This is a genomic window from Kitasatospora sp. NPDC101157 (assembly GCF_044768255.1).
GTDB lineage: Bacteria > Actinomycetota > Actinomycetes > Streptomycetales > Streptomycetaceae > Kitasatospora.
Window position 1 is genome coordinate 12333 of sequence record NZ_JBIWPL010000030.1, and the last position, 14262, is coordinate 26594.

Sequence of the window (14262 nt, forward strand, 5' to 3'; positions counted from 1 at the left end):
CGTTCACCGGTCCGATATGGAGAGTGCTCCCGCGGACCGTTCAACTCACCGTAGTCTCGTGCCGTGGTCGACGAGCATGCGGCACCCGACGCCTTCAAGAACCGATGCACGAATGCGGCACGGAGGCTGGAATCCTGCACCAGCTACTTTGTCGAGCGCATCTCGTTGAACGAATCCAACGAGGACCGCAAGGAGAACACGCTGGACGTCTGGCTGCGTGAGGGTCCGCGGAAACCCGACGTAGTGATCTCGCTGTCCCATCTCTACTCGGTCCGCCCGTGGGAACCTGGACCGGCCCCCGGCTTCATCGACGGTATCTCCCTGACCCACCTGCCGAAGCTGCCGTCGCCCTGGCCTGCCGACGCCGTCGACCGGCTCGACCGCTCCTCTGACCTGCCCGAACTGGTCTGGCTGAGGATCACCGGACCGATCGAAGTCGACGCTGTCGCCTCGATCGTGACCGTCTACCAAGCCCAGAGCGACGACGCGGCCTCCGTGCTCCAGTAACAGTCTGACGCCGCTTGGCAGCTCAGGCACCGGTCAATTTCCGGCGAGACGGTCAACCGCTCAGGCTACGTCGGTTCCCGGTCGGCGGCCCGGGAGACGGTTCTTGAGGCGGTAACTGTTGCCGTTGATCGAGATGACGTCGCCATGGTGCAGGAGCCGGTCGAGGATGGCGGTGGCGAGGACCTCATCAACCACGAGGACGCTCGGCCGCGGGCAGGCGCGGAGCTTGCTGGTGAGGCGTCCGACAACCTCAACGGCTTGGTACGTCATCCGCAGCTGCCACCAGAAGCGCATGAGACAGCGGCACTCCAGTAGGGGGCACGGTCGTCCGCCAGGCGGTCATGAACGACCGCCTGGACACGCCGGAGCTGCTCTTCGTCACGGAAACCGTCGCGAAGGTCGGTCAGAGACGCGCCGGGACCTTGGCGACCACGTTCACCACACCGGGGTGGACATCCCCCCGCCGAGCAGCGCAGCGCACAGCTGTTCCTAGGCGGCGCGCAGGAGGAGGTGGCCGCGGCGGAAGCGTTCGTTGTCGCCGGGTTGGCGCAGCATACGGGCGGTTTCGGTGAAGCCGGCTTCGGTGGCGAGGGCGGCGAGGGTGTCCACGGGCCAGCGGTGGGCGGTGGTCACCTTGTGGTCGAAGGGGGTGACCGGATCGCCCTCGGACTCGAAGAAGCCCAGCAGCGCGTAACCGCCAGGCGCCAGGACACGGCGGAACTCGGCGAGGTGGGCGGGCACTTGCTCGGGCGGGGTGTGGATGAGCGAGTACCAGGACACCACGCCGCCCAGCGTGCCGTCGGCCGTCTGCAGGGCGGCCATCGGACCGACCTCGAAGCGCACGCCCGGGTAGGTGCGGCGCGCGATGGCGATGAGCGCGGGCGACAGGTCGATGCCGAAGGCGTCCAGGCCCGCCTCCCGCAGGGCGGCGGTCAGGTAGCCGGGGCCGCAGCCCAGGTCGGCCACGGGGGCGGGGCCGGCGGCGCGTACCAGGTCGGCGAAGGCGGTGACGAAGGAGCGGTCCAACGGCAGTTGGGCCAGGCTGTCCTTGACGAAGTCGGCGTAGAGCTCGGCGACGGCGTTGTAGGCCTCGGCGGTGGCGGCCAGGTGGGACGGGGAGGACGGGGAGGACGCGGGCGAGGAGGGTGACGAGGTATCAGGCACGGATGACGACCCTAGAGCACGACCGACCGCCAGGCACCGCCGGTCCCGGGCTGCCGCGCCCCGGTTGCACCCGGGTCCGCACCCGGGTCCGCGCCATGCTGCGCGCCATGCTGCGCGCCGTGATCGGCCGTGAGGCCCCTGCCTACTTCCTCATTCGCTCCGGCGCCTGCCTGACGCCCGCCCCGACGTCGGCTTTACCCCCGGGGTCTGGCGTTGCACCCCGGCGCCGGGAGGAGGCGGAGTTGCCGGCGGCGCCGGCCGGGGCACCGCGGGCTGTGCGAGGGCCAGCGGGACCACCTGTTTCACCTGGCCGGGCATGAGAAGGCGCCGTGCCGCGCGGCTCGCTGACCCCGGTCAGCCCCGGCTGCTGCCGATCCTGGACCGGCTGGTCGGGCGTCGGGGCCCCTGCCGCGTGGGCGGCGAGGTCCTGCTGCCGGGCTGGTTCGCCGACCCGGCGGGCCACGCGTTGTTGCCCCCGGGGTCACCGGACGCTGCGCCGCGCCCATGTGGCGGGTCGGCGTGCCGGCCATCCGGCCTTTCCGGGGACCGGCGCGCCGCCGAGCTGCCAGCCGAACTCCTCGCCACGGGAGAGGAGTTCGCGGTGTGTTCGGGGGCGGTACGAGGTGGCGCTACGACGTGGCGGGTGGATGCGGCCGTTCTGCCTGATGACGAGGGCTGGTGTTGCCTTCCGTCTGGAGTTGCTGAGGGTGGTCGGTGTCGGCGCGTAGGGCATGCGCGGCGGGCCCCGGGGGCTGCCCGGTGTGACGCGGCGGATGCGGCGCGTCAGGGCCCGCTGCCCGTAGGCTGGGCGGGTCGCAGGCGGCATGAAACGCCACCAAAGCGGTGAAACGACACATCGACAACTCCGACATATCGACAACTCGGCGCATCGACGATCCGGCGCGTCGGCGGGACGACGGGAAACGGGCAGGGCAGGGGCATGCAGTTCGACGACCAGGGAGACCTGGACACCTCGCAGGTGGACGACCGGCGTGGCATCCCGGGCGGGAAGGTGGCCATCGGGGGCGGGGCGGTGGGCCTGCTCGCGGTGCTGCTGGCGGTCGTCCTCGGGGTCGACCCCCAGCTGCTGGGCCTGTCCTCCGGCGGCGGCACGTCCTCCGGGGCGCGTACCGACGGGCAGGTGCAGCAGTCCTGCAAGACGGGCGCCGATGCCAACAAGCGCCAGGACTGCCGGATCACCGCCGTCACCAACAGCCTCCAGGAGTTCTGGAGCGCGGAGCTGCCGCGCCACACGAAGACGGCCTACCGGCCCGCCCAGACGGTCCTGTTCGCCGACCGGGTCTCGACCGCCTGCGGCCCGGCGACCTCGGCGGTGGGCCCGTTCTACTGCCCCGGCGACCAGAAGGCCTACTTCGACCTCGGCTTCTTCGACGAGCTGTCCACCCGCTTCGGCGCCAAGGGCGGCCCGTTCGCCGAGTCCTACGTCGTCGCCCACGAGTACGGCCACCACCTGCAGACCCTGCTGGGCACCATGCAGAAGGTCGGCAGCGACCGCCAGGGCGCCAACAGTGCCTCGGTGCGCCTGGAGCTGCAAGCCGACTGCTACGCCGGAGTGTGGGCCCACCACGCCACCACGACCCCGCAGGCCTCCACCGGCCGTCCCCTGATCGCCGCGCTGACCGACCAGGACATCGCCCAGGGCCTGGACGCGGCCGCGGCCGTCGGCGACGACCGGATCCAGAAGCAGGCCACCGGCAGGGTCAACCCGGAGGCCTGGACCCACGGCTCCGCCGATCAGCGCAAGGCCTGGTTCACCACCGGCTACCGCAGCGGCGACCTCGCCCAGTGCGACACCTTCTCCGGGAAGATCTGATCCCCGGCCGGGGCTGTGACGGCGTCTGGTCCGAAGACGTCGGTGGTGGGCCTGTTCTGCTGCCCAGGTGGCCGGAGGGCCTACGTCGACCTCGGCTTCTTCGACCGGCTGCGACCGGAGACGCGGGCGAGGGTGCCCGCCGTTCCCCTGTGACGGCGGGCACCCCCGGACTGGTGACCTGCGGTCAGGGGCGGTCGAGCGTGATGGAGTTGATGGGCCCCAGGTCGTAGTAGACGCCCTTCTGGGCGGGGATGTCGTACACGCAGTTGCCGCCGCCCGAGCTCTGGCACAGGTGGGCGTGGGCGCCGCCGGACTGGTTGTTGAGCACCCAGTGGTTGCCGTACTGGCCGCTCAGGTTGTGGGCGCCGTAGCTCCAGTACACGGCGCTGGGGGAGGAGGCCGGGTTCTGGTCCTGCGGGTAGAGGCACACGGCGCCGTACGGGCAGCCCGCCCACGAGCCGTCGGCGGCGCCAGCGCTGCCGGTGCCCACGGCGGTCATCGCGGCGGCCGCCACCCCGAGGGCGGCCAGGGCACGGGTGATCCTGCGCATGGTTGGTTCTCCCTTGCTGTTCGCGGCGGTCCGGCCGCGAGGGCCGGACCCGGTGCTTGTCAGCGTAGGAATGCGGGCGCCGCTGTGGTCCCTGACATCCGACAGGGGCGCGTCGGCGTGCGGCGGGCGCCGGTGCCTGGTACTGGGCGGCGTGGGGCGTGACGTAATGTCACGGTCCCGTCCCGGTCGTGTCCGCGTGATTGTGACGCTGTGCATGCCACCGGAAGCGGTCGAGCGGCCGTCCTGTTCTGTGTCCACAGCAGTCGACACGTACCGATCGGGAGCTGTCATGTCCGTCCTTCGCCGCCGCCCGCTGCTCGCCTCCGTCGTCCTCGTCGCCGGGGCGGGCCTGGCGTTGACCGCCTGCGGGCCCGACAACACCGATTCGGCCGCCCCGGCGGCCTCCGCGCCCGCCTCCGCTCCGGTCACGGCGGGCGCCCCGGCGGGCGGCGCCCCGGCGACCACGTCGCCCTCGCGCCCGGCCCCGCACACCACCTCCGGCCAGGCCGGCCAGGCCGGCTCGGGCGGGTCGGGCGGCGGTTCCGCGGAGGGGCGTCCGTGTGACATCCGGAACCTGTCGATCAGCGCCTCGGCGCGCTCGGGTGCGCCGAACCAGTGGGTGATCGAGGTGCGCAACACCGGTGGCGGCGCCTGCAGTCTGAGTTCGCTGCCGGCGGTGGACCTGGGCGATTCCGCCGCGCAGGACCGCAGCAAGAACATCAAGCCGGTCCTGGCCAGCGGCACCGCGCGCTACACCGTCCAGGCCGGGCAGAAGGCCTACGTGGTGATCGACCTCGACCCCAGCGGCGCCACCGCCGGAACCGCCCAGGGGGTCAACGAGATCAATGTGCTGGTCGACCAGGACGGCACCAACATGCCTCTGGCGAACATCCGCAACTTCCCGCTGCCCGGCGAGGTGCGGGTGCTGAACCCCCGGATGGGCCTGTACCGGGCGAGCGTCGCGGAGGCGGTCGCTTCCGCGGCGACGGCCGGCAAGTGAGCCCCGCGAGGTGACCGTTCGGCCGGCCGGCGCCAGGTGGCCGGCCGGCCGGGCGTCCGGGCGTCCGGGCGCTGCCGGCGGGCACGGCCGGTACCGGTGGGCGAGCGTGCCGCAGCCGACGGCTGTCCAACTCGCCGCTCACCCGGGCAGGCTGCGGACCTGGTCGCCCGGCGCCCAGCTCGGTCACGGCGGCAGCGTGCCGCGCGGTGCGGGCCCGACCCGGGCACGCGGCAGCGTGCCGCGCCCGGCGCCGCGCGTGGTCCGGCAGGATCGGCCGTTCGGGGCTCCGGGAGGCCTGCGCCGCCGTGGGTCAGCCGGTCTCGGCGAGGGTGTCGAGACGGCCGGCCGGGCGAGTGAGCAGGGTCGCCAGCCGCCTGGTGCTGCGCACCGTCGAGGAGGGCCGGCCGGAGCGCGGCAGCGACCCGCGCGACGCCCGCCGCACCCTCCTCTCCCGCACCGCCGCCGGACGCGGGCAGCTGGAGACCGCCCACCGCTTCCGCCGCGCCGTCTTCGCCCGCGCGATGGCCACCTGGAGCGAGCACGACCGCGCCGAGTTCGCCCGTCTGATCACCGCGTTCGTCGACGGCTTCGGCCAGGCCACCGCGGCCGCCCCCGAAGACCGCTGAACGCCCCCTGAAGGCGAACCCCGCCGAACGCCCCGAGGACCGCCGAAGGCCCGAGGACCGCCGAACGCCGCCCCGAACGCCGTCGAACGCCGCTGGGAACCGTCCTAGGGCACGTATTCGGTCGTGATCAATCTGTGTGATTTACCTTCGCGGTGGGTCCTGATGCGATAGACCGTGGTGTGTGACGCGAGCGCAACTGACGGATGCGGAGTGGGTGTTGATCGAGCCGTACTTGCCGATCGGCGAGTACGGCCCGTACCCGGATCGGCTGCGGCAGCAGTTCGAGGGCGTGATCTGGCGATTCCGGACGGGCGGGCAGTGGCGGGAGATGCCGAAGGAGTTCGGTGCTTGGTCGACCGTCTCCAACCGGTTCCGGCAGTGGAGGGACGCCGGTGTCTTCGAATCCCTGATGGAGGGCCTGATCGCGGAAGCCGCGAAGCGCGGCGAGGTGGACTTGTCCCTGGTCAGCGTGGACTCCACCACCGTGCGCGCTCACCACGACGCCGCCGGGATGCACCTCGACTCCGACACCATGGCCGCCCTGGAGAAGGCCGCCGAGGAGGCGGAGAAGGCCAGACAAAAGGGGGAGGCCCGGAGGAACAAGACAGGCAGGACGCCTCAGATGACCCGAAACGGGAAGAACGGCGACGCATCCGGCGCCGGCGCAAGCTCCGGCTGAAGGAAGCCCTGCTCGGGCGCTCCAGGGGTGGGCAGACCAGCAAGATCCACGTTGCCGGTGAGCGCAAGTGCCGCCCGCTGGTGTTCATCCTGACCGAGGGCCAGGCCGCGGACAGCCCGCAGTTCATCCCCGTGCCGAAGAAGGTCCGGGTCCGGGTGCCGGTCGGCCGTCCTCGCACCCGGCCCGACGCGGTCGCCGGGGACAGGGCCTACTCGTCCCGCGGCAACCGTGCCCACCTGCGCAAACGCCGTATCAAGGCGGTCATCCCGGAGAAGAAGGACCAGGCCGCCAACCGGAAGAAGAAGGGCAGCCGGGGCGGCCGGCCTGTCAGCCACGACGCCGAGCTCTACAAGGAGCGGAACACCGTCGAGCGCCTGATCAACAAGCTGAAGGCCTGGCGAGGCATCGCGACCCGGTATGACAAGAGCCCGGAAAGCTACCTCGCCGGCCTTCACCTCCGCGGCGCAATGATCTGGATCAAGGACCTCACCCGAACCCATTGATCACGACCGAATACGCGTCCTAGTCGTCCTGGGTGAGCAGCACCGGCAGCGAGCGGTGCCCGTTGGAGATCAGCGACTCCACCGGCTCCAGCTCCGCTCCCGGCAGCAGTGCCAGCCGCGGGAAGCGCTCGAACAGCGCCCGCAGCGCGGTACGCGCCTCCAGGCGGCCCAGTGGCGCGCCGAGGCAGAAGTGCGGACCGTGCCCGAACGCGAGGTGGTCCTTGACCGGGCGGGTGACGTCGAAGAGGGCGCCGTCCTCGCCGTAGCGCACCGGGTGGCGCCCGGCGGCCGCGTAGGCGGCCAGGATCGCCTCGCCCCGGCGGATCGTCACCCCGCCGGGCAGCGTGATGTCCTCGACGGCGTAGCGCAGCGGCAGGTGCGCCACCGGGGCCTCGCGGCGCAGCACCTCCTCCACGACGTCGTCCCAGCCGGCCTTGCCCGCGCGCACCAGGTCCAGCTGGTCGGGATGGGTGAGCAGCAGGGTGATCGCGTTGTCGATGAGGTTGACGGTGGTCTCGTAGCCGGCCGAGACGACCAGCAGCAGGGTGTCGCGCAGCTCCTCCTCGGTCAGCGCGCCGCCGTCGCCCTCGGTGTCGCGTACGGCGATCAGCCGGGAGGTCATGTCCCCGCCGGGCCGTTCGCGCTTGGCCGCGATGAGTTCGTCGAGCATGCCGTAGAAGGCCGCCGCGTTGGCCGCGGACTCCTCCGGGGTCAGGGTGGTGGAGAAGACCCGGTCGACGGTCTGGCGGAAGCTGTCGCGCAGCGCGTCCGGCAGGCCCAGGAGCTGGGCGATCACCTGGATCGGCAGCGGGTGGGCCAGGCGTTCGCGCAGGTCCACCACGGTCCCCGCGGGGGTCAGGGCGATGTCGTCCAGCAGGGCGGCGGTCAGCGCCTCGATCCGTCCGGCCAGGGCGGCGACCTGACGGGTGGTGAAGGCCGCGCCCACCAGGCGGCGCAGCCGGCGGTGGTCGGCGCCGTGGGCGGTGAACATGTTGCGCGCGCTCACCCACAGCGCCAGCGGCCAGGTCGGCACCAGCTCCTCGAAATCCGGCCAGTGCCGGTGCCCGTCCTTGGACACCCGCGGGTCCCGCAGCAGTCCCTCCAGCAGCTCCGGGTCGGCCACCGCCCAGGCGGGAACGCCGAGGATGTCCACGGGGGTGGCCGGGCCGCGCGCGCACAGCTCGGCGCTCTCGGCGTCGCGGGAGCGCCCCGTGGGGTCAAGGACGAGGCGCTGCTCCATCGGGCAACGCGCGGCCTCGGTCGACTCGTCGCGCATCGGGGCTCCTTCACGGGGGGCGGGTCGGGTCCGTACGGCGCAGGGCCAGCCACGAGGATGGCCCACTCGGCCCCGCGCGTCGAGACCGCCGCCGCCGGGACCGCCGCCGCCGGGACGCCCGCCCCCGCCGGGACGCCCGCCCCCGCCGGGACCGGCCGCCTCCTTCGAAACCGCCAACCCGGCGCCGCTGTCGGTGCCGGGCCCTACCCTTGCGGACGTGACCACCCCCGCCGACCTCGCCCGCATCGACGGCCTCCTCGCCGACCCCCACCCCTTCCCGCCCGAGGACACCGACCACGCCACCGGCCGCGCCGGCCCCGGCTACCGGGTCGAGGAGCTGTACGTCAGCCGCGCCTTCTTCGACGGTGAGGACGGCGACGACGACGAGGACGGGCAGGCCTGCGACCGCGAACACCACCTGGCCCAAGCCCGACTCGACGCCCTGGCGCGCGAGTTCACCACGCGCTGGGGCAGCCCGCAGGCCGTCGACCTGTTCTCCTACCTGCGCGCGAGCTCCGACCGTGACCACCAGGCCCCGGAACCGGTCGCCCTGCTCTGCCAGCAGGCCGTCACCCTCCACGTGTGGCCGTTGCCCGGCGGTCGGCGCTGGATCGGCCTGAGCGTCGGCCAGGCCGACAAGGAACTGCCCGTGGTCCTTCACACCACCCTCGCCGAAGGCCCCGCCCCCGCCCCGACGGTGCCGTGCGGAAAGCCGCAGGACGACCGGGCGGACGGCCTCATGGCGGGCCCCACCCCCGGCAGCCCAGCGTGAACCGCATGACCGCAAGGCCGCCCCGAGCCCCGCTGCCCCTCGCCGCCCGCATCCTCGACCGGCACGAGGAGGAGGTCGCACTCCGCCCGCCATGGACCGCCGGACTCGGCCCGCCGCTCGCCGCGTAGCGGGGCGCGGGCCGGGCAGCGCGGGCCGGCGTGCGGTCAACCGGTCAGTGCCAGGCGCCAGTTGTTGGAGCGGATGTGGTGGCCCGGCGGGTACTCGAAGGCCACCTCGCCGACCAGCTCGAAGCCCGCCCTGCGGCAGACCGCATTGGACGCCTCGTGCCGTACCGAGGGGAAGGCGTGCAGCCACGGCAGCACGCCCTCGCGCTCGGCCCGCTGCGCGCACAGCAGCAGCGCCCGGACCGCCAGACCCCGGCCCTGGTACTCGGGCAGCACGGCGTACCCCGTCTCGTACACGTCCTGCCCCTGCCAGAGGTGCGGCCAGTACCCGACCGACCCGGCGATCTCGCCGTCGAGCAGGAGCAGGAACATCTGCCCGTCGGTCATCGCCAGGTAGCGCTCGTGCCGGCGCCTGACCTGCTCGGCGCTCTCCACCCCGCCCAGGTGCTCGGTCAGTTCGGAGGTGTTCTGGCGGTGCAGCAGGTCCAGGCCCAGCCCGGACCACGGCGCGAGAGTCAGGGAGGTCGTCATGCCCGAACGCTAGCGCGGGGCTCTGACAGCGCCGAAGGACCCGGGCGCCCGCCCGGCGGCGAAGGGGACCGCCGCGGCGGTGTGTGTCCGCCTCCGTGACCGCCGGACCGTGCGCGCCCGGCCCGACGGTGCAGAGCCCGTGGCGCCGACGGGTGAAGCGTCCTACTTGAACCGGACGCGCACGCCCTTGTGGCCGGAGCAGGTGCCCGATCCGTCGTCTCCGGTGGCCCTGCCCGCGCGGCAGGGACACCGGAGCGCCGAGCATGAAGCGTCTTGACCTCAAGCCGACTTGAGCTTCTACGGTGATCGCGTTCTGGTGATTCCGACGGAGAAGGAGGCGCGTCGCCGTGACGCTCAAGGAGTACCCGCACGAGGCCCTGGCCGCCCAGCCCATCGGCGCGTGGACCGGTGAGGTGTACCGGCGGGTGGTGGGAGCGCTGCGCGAACAGCTGGCGGTGGAGGGGCTCACCCAGCCGCACTGGTGGACGCTCAACCACGCCGCCGGAGCCCCGGGCACCTGGACCCGCACCACGCTGACCGAGCGCCTGGCCCGCTACGAGGACCTCGGCATCGACTTCGGTGAGGTCTTCGACGACCTCACCTCCCGAGGCTGGCTGCTGGAGGACGCGGCGACGGGCGGGATGTCGCTCACCGAGGCGGGGGAGGCCGCACGCCTGCGGGCCCGCGAACGCAACCTGAACGTGCACCGCCGTGCCCACGAGGGCGTGGACGAGGCCGAGTTCGTGACCGCCGTCAACGTCCTGCGCCGCATCACCGCCAACCTTGGCGGCGACGGGAACCTGCCCGACTGAGCGGCCCCCGACTTGGTGCGCCAGGCCCCTGACGGCCGAGTGCACCGAGGCCGCCGTCGGCGGGGCCGTCACCCCGCCCACGGCGCCGACCGGAACCGCCCGCCCGCGCAGGAGGCCGACGGGGCTGACCTCCTGCGCGGGCGCGGCCCGCCGGTCCCGAGCCCCCACCAGAGCCCAACGGCCCCCTCTGCCGGTCGGGTTCACCGGAGCCCTCCCCGCACCCCCGAGGTGCGCGGAGGGCTCCACCCGTACGGGCGGCAGCGGCGCATCGCGGCGCACCCGGCGGTACACCGTGCGCCCGGGATGCTCCCGCTGGGCCCTGGCGGGCGCGCCGGTGGCCGACCAGGCTGGGCGCAGCCCCCGCCACCACCCGCGCCCCCCGGCAGTCGGAACCCGGAGAACCCTGTCGCGCGGCAGCCGGGCCGACGCCGCCGTCCCCTATCATGGGCGCGCTCTCGCGGCATGATCACCGGAAACCAGGGGGACCGTTGAAGACCGGAACCGTCGTCGTACACGCCGAATCGCCGGTGGTGGCCCTGAGGAGGGGCTGCTACTGGGTGGTGATCGACGGCGTGCGGGTCGGCACGGTCAGGCGGGGCGCCACCGCACGCTTCCCGGTGCCCGCCGGGACCCGCACCGTCCGGATCGCCGCCCGGGACCGGAGCCGCTCCAACACGGTGAGCGTCGAGGTCGGTGAGGACCGGGAGTTCCTGGTCACGAGCCGGAGCACCGGCCTTGTGTACGCCCTCCTGGTACCGCCGCTGGCCCCGGTCGCGATGGTTCCCGCGTACTACGTCTTCGCGCTGCTGCTGCTGATGGGCGCCGTCTTCTGGGCCGTCCCCGGCCTGCTGTTCCGCCTGAGGGCCGTCGGCGACTCCGCTCTCCCGGCCGCGCGGGCCGCTGGACCGGCCGAGCCCGCCGGGGAGGAACAGGGCGGCACCGGCCTGTGGTGGGAGTCGGACCCGGCTCTGGCCAAGCGCTTCCGCAAGAACGGCACCTCGTGAACGAGACCGACGTCCTCCGCGTCCTGGACCTCCTGACGGACGCGGGCGTGAGCGCCTGGGTGGACGGCGGCTGGGGCGTGGACGCCCTGGTCGGGCACACCACCCGTCCCCATGACGACCTCGACCTGGTCCTGCCGCACGACCAGCTCGACGCGGCCCGTCGGGCATTGGCCGCCGCCGGGTTCACCCCCCTCCTGCGGGGCCTGCTGCCCTCCGCCCTCGCCCTGGCCGACGGCGCCGGCCGCTCCGTCGACCTCCACCCGGTGACCGGATCCGCCCGCCACGGCGGCCACCAACTCCTCCCGGACGGCGGGAAGTTCCGCTATCCGGCCCCGGTGACCGGCACCATCGGCGGCCGCACCGTCCCCTGCGTCGACGCCGCCACCCAGGTGCGGTGCCACCTCGGCTATCCGCCGCGCGACAAGGACCGTCACGACATGGCCCAGCTGCACGCCCGTACGGGAGCGGCCGGGTCCGCCCGGCGCTCCGGGTGACGGGTGCCCGGGCGCCCGGGCCTGGCGGGAACGCGTATCGCGATATACCCTATCGCGATATAGCGTAAGTTGCCGTCCGCGCGTCGCTGAGCCCTGACCCCTGAACCTCGGGCCCACGGCGCGCGGACGATTCGTCGGACTTGGGGGACGGGAAGCATGCCGGGAAAGATCGCGACCGCCGGAAGCCGCTCCGCCCTCAGCGCGCAGCCCGCGCTGAGGGCCTCGCACGCGGACCGCGACCAGGTGGTCGCGGCACTGAGCGTCGCGGCGGGCGACGGCCGCCTGACCGCGCAGGAGCTGGACGAGCGGGTGGAGGCCGCACTGTCGGCCCGCACGCTCGACGAACTGACCGACCTCACCGCCGACCTGCCGCCCCTGCCGGCCCCGGCGGGCGGGATCGGCGGGACGGCGGTCGAGCCCAAGGACGTCCTGCGGATCGAGCAGAGGTTCAGCAAGACCGAGCGCACCGGCCCCTGGGTGCTGCCCCGGCGCCTGGAGATCGCCGCCGAGTGGTGCAGTGTGACGCTCGACTTCACCCAGGCCGTGATCACCCGGGACACCCTGGAGATCGACGTCGACATGCAGGGCGGCGACCTGACGCTGATCGTCGGCCCGGGCATCACCGTCGACCCCGACGGCCTGACCCTGGGCTTCAGCCAGGTGAAGAACCGCCACACCCCGGATCCACAGGCTCCGATCAGGCTGCGCATCGCGTTGGTCGGCAGGAAGAGCTTCGGCCGCCTCCTCGTACGCCGCCCCCGCCGCTGGCTGCCCGGCCGGCGCACCACCACCCCGCCCGCCGGGCACTGACCCCGCCGACCGGGGACCGGGACCACCCGGCCCGCCGGGCACTGACCCGGCCGACCGGGCATCAGGACCTGGTCGCGGTCACTGATCGGTCTTCCCCCGCTTGCGCGAGGCCGTGGAGCCCCGGCCCGTACCCCCCGACCGCTTCCCGGCCGGCGCGCTCGCCCGGTCCCTGGCGTCGATGGCGCCCCGCAGCCGCTGCTGCGCCCCGGTGATCTGCCCGGCCAGGGCCTGGTCGGTGTGGCCGGCGACGGCGGGCGTGGCAGCGGCCCGACCCAGCGCGGCGACCGAGTTCTCCAGGTACGCGCGCCAGTAGTCGAGGTGCTGGTCGGTGGTGGCGGGCCGGCCGAGGTTGGCGGCCAACTCGTCCGCGTACTGCACGAGATAGCCGACGGTCTCGCCCAGGTAGCCGCTGCTGATCCCGGTGCGGCCCGCGTGTTCCAACTCCCAGACGTGGGTCTCGATCTCCCGCATCGGCTGCTGGAGCGTGGCGAAGGTCTCGTGGCCGGTGTCGGTCAGCACGTCCATGTAGACGTGGGGGTCCGCGCCGTCGGCGGCGTCCTCGTCGGGCATCAGCATGGCCTGGGCCGCGTGGATGAGCTCGTGGCGCAGCGTGCTGTGGATCTCGGCGGGGCCGTAGTCGTCGAACAGGTTCCGGTACAGCGCCATGGTGACCTTGTCGCCCGAGGTCCCCGTGCTGGTGAGGGCCATGGGCTTGCCCGCGCCCTGGCGGGAGTGCTTGTAGCCGAGGACGAGGTTCTCCTCCTCCACGGCCCCCGGCAGCCGGTCGAGGACGTAGCGCAGCAGCGCGTCCAGCGCCGCCTGGCGTACGGCCTTCGCGCTCGTCCCGGTGGCGGCCTTCGCCTGCTCCAGCTGCGTGACCAGGGCGACGGGCAGCTCGGGCACGACTGCTGACGGCTCGTCGGCCTGGGGCAGGTCGTCGGAGGCGCTGCGCTGCACCGCCCCGCCGAAGCCGGCCGTCCGCTCCTGCCGCACGTCCGCCCCGGCCGGGCGTACGGGCCCGGACATGACCCGGCGCGCGGTGGCCTCCGCCTCGCGCTCGAACCGGTCGGAGGGGTCGCTGACCCGCAGGCCGTCGCCGTGGTCGGTACCGGCCACGGGGCCGTGCCGCTGCTGGATGACGTGGGTCAGCTCGTGGGCGAGGGTGTGCTTGTCGCCGCCGCCCTCGCCGATGACGACGTGGTTGCCGGAGGTGTAGGCGCGGGCGCCGACCTCGGCCGCGGAGGCGCGGGCGGCGGGGCCGTCGTGGACCCGGACGTCGGAGAAGTCGGCGCCCAGGCGGGCCTCCATCTCGGTGCGGGTCGCCTGCACCAGGGGGCGGCCCGCGGTGCGCAGGACGTCGTGGACGGTGGAGCGCTGCACGGCGGCGGCCGACCCGGCGGATCGCTGCAGCATCCGGACGACGGCCGCGTTGCCCACGCTGGTCTGCAGGGCGAGCAGTTGGCGGGTGGGTGGCCGCCCGGTGCGCTCGGTGCGCCCGGTGCGGTCGGTGACCGTGTCCCGGCTGCCGTGCCCGCGCTCGCCGTCGTGTGTGCGCATGGGTGTGTCCCCCCGGGT

The 14262-nt window shown here is 73.4% G+C and carries 15 protein-coding genes and 2 pseudogenes; 11 read left to right on the forward strand and 6 right to left on the reverse strand.

The window, feature by feature from the left end; genetic code table 11:
• Positions 1-63: 63 nt before the first annotated feature.
• Positions 64-507 carry a hypothetical protein gene (locus tag ACIRVF_RS36710; RefSeq protein ID WP_402828097.1) on the forward strand — a complete coding sequence of 148 codons (444 nt, stop codon included), beginning with the start codon at positions 64-66 and terminating at the stop codon, positions 505-507.
• Positions 508-567: 60 nt separating this feature from the next.
• On the opposite strand, the pseudogene ACIRVF_RS36715 reads toward ACIRVF_RS36710, so the two are convergent.
• Positions 568-705: pseudogene (locus ACIRVF_RS36715) on the reverse strand (ATP-binding protein); the annotation flags it as partial.
• 291 nt (positions 706-996) lie between these two features.
• Positions 997-1671 (reverse strand): class I SAM-dependent methyltransferase, encoded by a 675-nt coding sequence (locus tag ACIRVF_RS36720; RefSeq protein ID WP_402828100.1) that lies wholly within the window; start codon positions 1669-1671, stop codon positions 997-999.
• 940 nt (positions 1672-2611) lie between these two features.
• Here ACIRVF_RS36720 and ACIRVF_RS36725 point away from each other — a divergent pair.
• Positions 2612-3505, forward strand: a complete 894-nt coding sequence (locus ACIRVF_RS36725) for a neutral zinc metallopeptidase (protein WP_402828103.1) — start codon at positions 2612-2614, stop codon at positions 3503-3505.
• Positions 3506-3689: 184 nt separating this feature from the next.
• Here ACIRVF_RS36725 and ACIRVF_RS36730 read toward each other — a convergent pair whose 3' ends face one another.
• Entirely contained in the window at positions 3690-4055 is a 366-nt protein-coding gene (locus tag ACIRVF_RS36730; protein ID WP_402828105.1) for a hypothetical protein, read from the reverse strand.
• Positions 4056-4344: 289 nt separating this feature from the next.
• On the opposite strand from ACIRVF_RS36730, the gene ACIRVF_RS36735 reads away from it, so the two are divergent.
• The 3 genes and pseudogenes from ACIRVF_RS36735 to ACIRVF_RS36745 all read left to right on the forward strand — a co-directional run bounded on the left by ACIRVF_RS36735 (position 4345) and on the right by ACIRVF_RS36745 (position 6863).
• Positions 4345-5055, forward strand: a complete 711-nt coding sequence (locus ACIRVF_RS36735) for a DUF4232 domain-containing protein (protein WP_402828108.1) — start codon at positions 4345-4347, stop codon at positions 5053-5055.
• 353 nt (positions 5056-5408) lie between these two features.
• Positions 5409-5681 carry a hypothetical protein gene (locus ACIRVF_RS36740; RefSeq protein WP_402828111.1) on the forward strand — a complete coding sequence of 91 codons (273 nt, stop codon included), beginning with the start codon at positions 5409-5411 and terminating at the stop codon, positions 5679-5681.
• 181 nt (positions 5682-5862) lie between these two features.
• Positions 5863-6863, forward strand: a pseudogene (locus ACIRVF_RS36745) (IS5 family transposase).
• Between the two features lie 19 nt (positions 6864-6882).
• Here the strand turns inward: ACIRVF_RS36745 and ACIRVF_RS36750 are convergent.
• Positions 6883-8139, reverse strand: a complete 1257-nt coding sequence (locus ACIRVF_RS36750) for a cytochrome P450 (RefSeq protein ID WP_402828114.1) — start codon at positions 8137-8139, stop codon at positions 6883-6885.
• Between the two features lie 217 nt (positions 8140-8356).
• Between ACIRVF_RS36750 and ACIRVF_RS36755 the strand changes: the two genes are divergently transcribed.
• The gene (locus ACIRVF_RS36755) at positions 8357-8911 is read left to right on the forward strand and encodes a hypothetical protein (protein WP_402828117.1); all 555 of its coding nucleotides are present in this window, start codon (positions 8357-8359) and stop codon (positions 8909-8911) included.
• 5 nt (positions 8912-8916) lie between these two features.
• Complete coding sequence (locus ACIRVF_RS36760) at positions 8917-9039, forward strand: hypothetical protein (protein ID WP_402828120.1); 123 nt, start codon at positions 8917-8919, stop codon at positions 9037-9039.
• Positions 9040-9075: 36 nt separating this feature from the next.
• On the opposite strand, the gene ACIRVF_RS36765 is transcribed toward ACIRVF_RS36760, so the two are convergent.
• Positions 9076-9567: a GNAT family N-acetyltransferase gene (locus tag ACIRVF_RS36765; protein WP_402828123.1), complete on the reverse strand. Its 492-nt coding sequence runs from the start codon at positions 9565-9567 to the stop codon at positions 9076-9078.
• Between the two features lie 347 nt (positions 9568-9914).
• On the opposite strand from ACIRVF_RS36765, the gene ACIRVF_RS36770 reads away from it, so the two are divergent.
• From ACIRVF_RS36770 to ACIRVF_RS36785, 4 genes are all read left to right on the forward strand, one after another.
• Positions 9915-10379 carry a MarR family transcriptional regulator gene (locus ACIRVF_RS36770; RefSeq protein WP_402828126.1) on the forward strand — a complete coding sequence of 155 codons (465 nt, stop codon included), beginning with the start codon at positions 9915-9917 and terminating at the stop codon, positions 10377-10379.
• A 488-nt stretch (positions 10380-10867) separates the two neighbouring features.
• Positions 10868-11383 (forward strand): hypothetical protein, encoded by a 516-nt coding sequence (locus ACIRVF_RS36775; RefSeq protein ID WP_402828128.1) that lies wholly within the window; start codon positions 10868-10870, stop codon positions 11381-11383.
• Positions 11380-11877, forward strand: a complete 498-nt coding sequence (locus ACIRVF_RS36780) for a nucleotidyltransferase domain-containing protein (RefSeq protein ID WP_402828131.1) — start codon at positions 11380-11382, stop codon at positions 11875-11877. Before ACIRVF_RS36775 ends, ACIRVF_RS36780 begins: the two co-directional genes overlap by 4 nt.
• Positions 11878-12033: 156 nt before the next feature.
• On the forward strand, positions 12034-12687 hold the full coding sequence (locus ACIRVF_RS36785; RefSeq protein ID WP_402828134.1) for a DUF1707 domain-containing protein: 654 nt from the start codon (positions 12034-12036) through the stop codon (positions 12685-12687).
• Between the two features lie 78 nt (positions 12688-12765).
• Here ACIRVF_RS36785 and ACIRVF_RS36790 read toward each other — a convergent pair whose 3' ends face one another.
• Entirely contained in the window at positions 12766-14244 is a 1479-nt protein-coding gene (locus ACIRVF_RS36790; RefSeq protein ID WP_402828137.1) for a DUF4157 domain-containing protein, read from the reverse strand.
• Positions 14245-14262: the final 18 nt, after the last annotated feature.